The sequence below is a fragment of the Oleiphilus sp. HI0128 genome (genome assembly GCF_001635365.1).
The window spans coordinates 1-4,066 of record NZ_LWGG01000788.1; the positions used below are offsets into that span (position 1 = coordinate 1).

The window sequence follows — 4,066 nt, forward strand, 5'->3', positions numbered from 1 at the left end:
TCAATAAATCGACTACCGGCTTCAGCGAGTCATTAGTGGATAGTCTATTATCAAACCCTCTATTAATACGATGTGATCTATATTTTGTATAAGTAACGTAAATTTGCTCTTTCGCTCTGGAAAGAGCCACATATATGGAGCAATTGTCCTCGAATGGTTGATTTCTATAGTTCCAAAATGCCTGATCCTCAAGTCCAATAAAGTATACGGAGTCATATTCAAGCCCTTTACACTTATGCACATTCATTAAGTGTACCGAATTTTCAGCACTGAATAGCATTACTGCCTCTTCCAACGCACTGGCTTGATCACACATATCCCTCAAATGACCCTCTAGCGTTTGCCAGATCTGTTGGAAGTATTCTGGAGATTTGTATTGTTTCCATCGACCTTTTATTTTTTTCACTCCAAGTTCGTGAACGAAACCATGTAAAAAAGATATAAGTTCATCAGTTGAAGTTAAAGGCGTAATTAATTCACGCTTATGTGATATGAAATTGACCAAAGCTAACGTCAAAGGTTCTTCTTTTGAGTCACCTGAATTGACCTTATTCAACGATAGATTTATATGAAATAACTTAGACATTACTTCAGGTGTTGGCGCAATTATGGATTTCAGAAACAGCGAAAATAATTGTCCTAGAGGCTCTTTTAGAGCATCTTGTAGGTCAGACATGTCTAGATTGTTTATTCCAGCTCTCGTTAACTCTTCCCTCACTAATTCTGTGTATTGCGAAGAAAGCTGCTTCGTTAAAACACAGATATCGTTCTCCTTGCCCCCTCTCTCGATTGCAGATCTAATGCTATCAACAATGAAAGATGCTTCTTGAATCTCGTCTTCAAACGTGTGGAATGAGCAGTGATCAGGTGCAATTCCAATTTCTGAGATCGCTGATGACGGGTTTTGAATAAAGAGTAGTAAAATATTTAGTATATTTTGAATTTCCGTAGATGCTCTGTAGTTCTTTACTAGTAACTTGCTCTGTGCCGAAAACTCATTTAAAAAATCTTTGAATATCGTTTGCCTTGCTCCGGCCCACAACATAATACTCTGATTCAGGTCTCCAACTGCCAAGACTTTTGTAGCGGTATTCTGAAACATCAATTTTAGCAATGTGTATTGTTCGTTCGTTGTATCTTGAAACTCATCAACAAAGACATATTCATAAGAGCTTGCAAACATATTTCGAATATCGTCTCTGGATCTCAAAATACGAATCGCCAGCCCTATCAAATCTCCCATCAATATTCTAGTTGTACCATTAGCCTCTTTACGCTGAAAAACAATATCATAATTGTTAATAGGACGTTCCGCCCGTGGTAGAGTGTTCTTAAATCTATCGACAATACTTTTGCACAATGCATGAAACGTAAAAGAATCAAACCGAGCAGCCTTATCTCCGCAACGCTTACTGACCCGCTCTTTTATATTTATTTGAGCTTCAGTCTTAAATGTAAGCGACAATATTCTTTTCGGCCAAGGGCAATTTGCGGTGTAAAACAAGTAACTTGCTTTTTGGGCCAACAATTCAGTTTTACCTGCACCAGCTCCAGCAAGAACAGCTATAGAATCATCGCAGGTAATTATATTCATTAGTTCGCTCGTGGCATCTACTCCCTCTGAAGGAGCCCATTCACGCATTACTCTATTACCTGCTCAGAAAGCGCCATTATGCAATTCATGAGTTTTTGCAATTCAGAAGGTAGCATCTGTTTTATTTGTTCTGAATTATATTGCTCCTCTATCTTTGACATCATGCGCACATGAGAAGCTGGCTTACTCTTGTTAGACAAGAACCTATAGCGGTACCACAAGAAATTGCGCTCCCAGTCTGAACCAAAATCAAATCGTTTACCTAAATTTCCTTTTTTAAGAACAGCTTTAATAAGAGCCTGATTTCTTTTTTCTGTACTCTGGTCTTCATCATCTTCCTTGCCTTCTGTAGGGCCTCTTTCACCATAACTATGATCTTTCACACAAAAAATTTCTGGAAACGTGCAAATCATGGAGTAGTCGATATCTAAAGGGCTGGAAAAAAACACATTATACTTTTCTAACTCATCAACAATATTGATACACACTCCTGAGTCATAAGATAAGGAGAATTCGTTTGGATCTCTTGTATCAGTCCAGTTTGGAATATATGTGAGCACCTTCGAATGCAAATACTCTAGGTTAGGATTAAAACTACTAAGTTGTTCGATGGCATACTTCATACGGCCAAAGCCGCCACCATTTCGGTCTATATCAAAATCAAGCAATGTTACAAATGGTATTTTAAGAGAGTTAAGCAAACGCCAAAAATGATTTACATGTCGCCCACCCAATGGAACTACAGAAATCGAATGCGAATCTATATCTTTACCATAGTGCTCCAATAGTTTGGGGAGAATAACTTGCTCGCTATCACCTTCTCCAAGTATGACGAGCTTTGAGAAATATATTTCAGGATAGGCTTTTACTGCCTCACGGATATATTTTGCTTGCTCATCCCCTTCTTTAGGAAGTTCTAACTTCTGAACACGTGAACAAACTTCCTCATTGTCCAGCCTGAAGTGACGAATTTGTTGGGGCTCAATCCTCCCCACCAAAGATGCAGAGTGCGTAGCAACAACGGACTGGCATAGTTCATTTGAACCATAGTCTTTTACCAAGCTTATAATTCTCCCCAAATAGTGAGGGGACAAGTGATTTTCAGGTTCTTCAAGCGCGATCAAGCTAAAGATTGGCAGCTTCATTTTATCTTCATCGAAATTCGAAACCTCGCGACTGACAACAGCCTTTCGAGTTGCGGCATCGATATCAAAAAGAGCCTTTGTCAAAGCAAAATAAACAAGGGATTTTTGGCCGTCACTAAGACGGTTAGTATTTACCTTATTGCCTGTGGCATCTGGCATAAATTGTAATTGTATAAGGCGCAGAATTTCATCTACGTCACCAACAGGAAAGCTAAGTTCAGCTTCACCAAGGTGGCGACCTTTATATATAGTTTTCCAGTTGTCATTAATTGCTCCGGTAATCTGCGAGAGTGCGGAGTTATCAGACGCAAGTTGATTGAGTTCTTTCGCCTTTTTTTCAAAAGTCCCCTGTTCATCCTCAGTCCATTTAATTGCTTTGAGCAATCGACCAAGCACAGCCTTTGAAGAATACTTCAATTGGACTAAAGGGTCGCGATTGGCGGGAATGTAATTGACCTGAATTGCGTTCCTTTGCGTTGCAGACAGACGATGTTTATTCTCTTCATCTGGATCTTCCATGTCTCCATCAATAACCCAAATACTCTCGTCGACATCACCTAAAGGACTGTAATCAAAGTTCAGACTTGCTTCTAATCGAACCCTAAATATAACTTCGCCGGTGGAGCTAGAAACAGTAAGTCCATTAATTAAGGGAGGAACCGATGGGTTCCCATCTGCATTAGTAAGGGTAAAGATTGCCTCTATACTTAAGTCCCTTTGTGTATTGGGCTCTGCGTCATCCGCAACATGAAAATCAGAAGGAGATATTCCACGCAATGAGTGATCGATTGAGAATAGTTTATTTAGCGCTTCTAACGCGGCACTTTTTCCTGTTCCATTATGGCCTATAAAAGCTGTAAGCTCTGGTTCAAACTCAATTGTTTGAGGATAGTCACAGGAAATGCTTTTGTAGCCAGAAATGGTAATTGTTTTTAGTAACATGGTATCCCTGCTAACTATCGCAAACTGGATATTGCGAGTACTTCCATTGGTCAAAATGCTCTCTTAAGAGCTAAATGCATTCATTGATATTACCATACGGGTTTAGATTGTGTACGGCCAAATCCGGCGTTTTTCAAGGTAGTTGTCGCCTGAGCATTTAAGCTGCTTGTTTTTCCTTCTCCGGGTTCAACTTAACGTCACCCACTTTCTCCCAGTTCCGCGTAGCTTTTGACCACCTTATTTGGTTCTTTCTTTTCATCTTGCGATAAAGCTCATCCCTCTTCGATAATATTTCTTCATCCAGACCTAAGTGCCTTTGCTCTGGGGTAACAAAGTTAATTCGACTATGCCGGTGCTCTGTGTTGTACCAAGTGACAAACTCTTT

General features: G+C 39.7%; 2 protein-coding genes and 1 pseudogene. All 3 read right to left on the reverse strand.

What is annotated here, in order from left to right; translation table 11 throughout:
• Positions 1 to 1,642, reverse strand: a 1,642-nt coding sequence (locus tag A3763_RS11245) for a UvrD-helicase domain-containing protein (RefSeq protein ID WP_068760033.1), incomplete at its 3' end; no start/stop codon positions are given.
• On the reverse strand, positions 1,642 to 3,735 hold the full coding sequence (locus A3763_RS11250) for an ATP-dependent endonuclease (RefSeq protein WP_197476069.1): 2,094 nt from the start codon (positions 3,733 to 3,735) through the stop codon (positions 1,642 to 1,644). The genes A3763_RS11245 and A3763_RS11250, both read right to left, overlap by 1 nt.
• Before the next feature lie 103 nt (positions 3,736 to 3,838).
• A pseudogene (locus A3763_RS28610) lies at positions 3,839 to 4,066 on the reverse strand (IS3 family transposase); the annotation flags it as partial.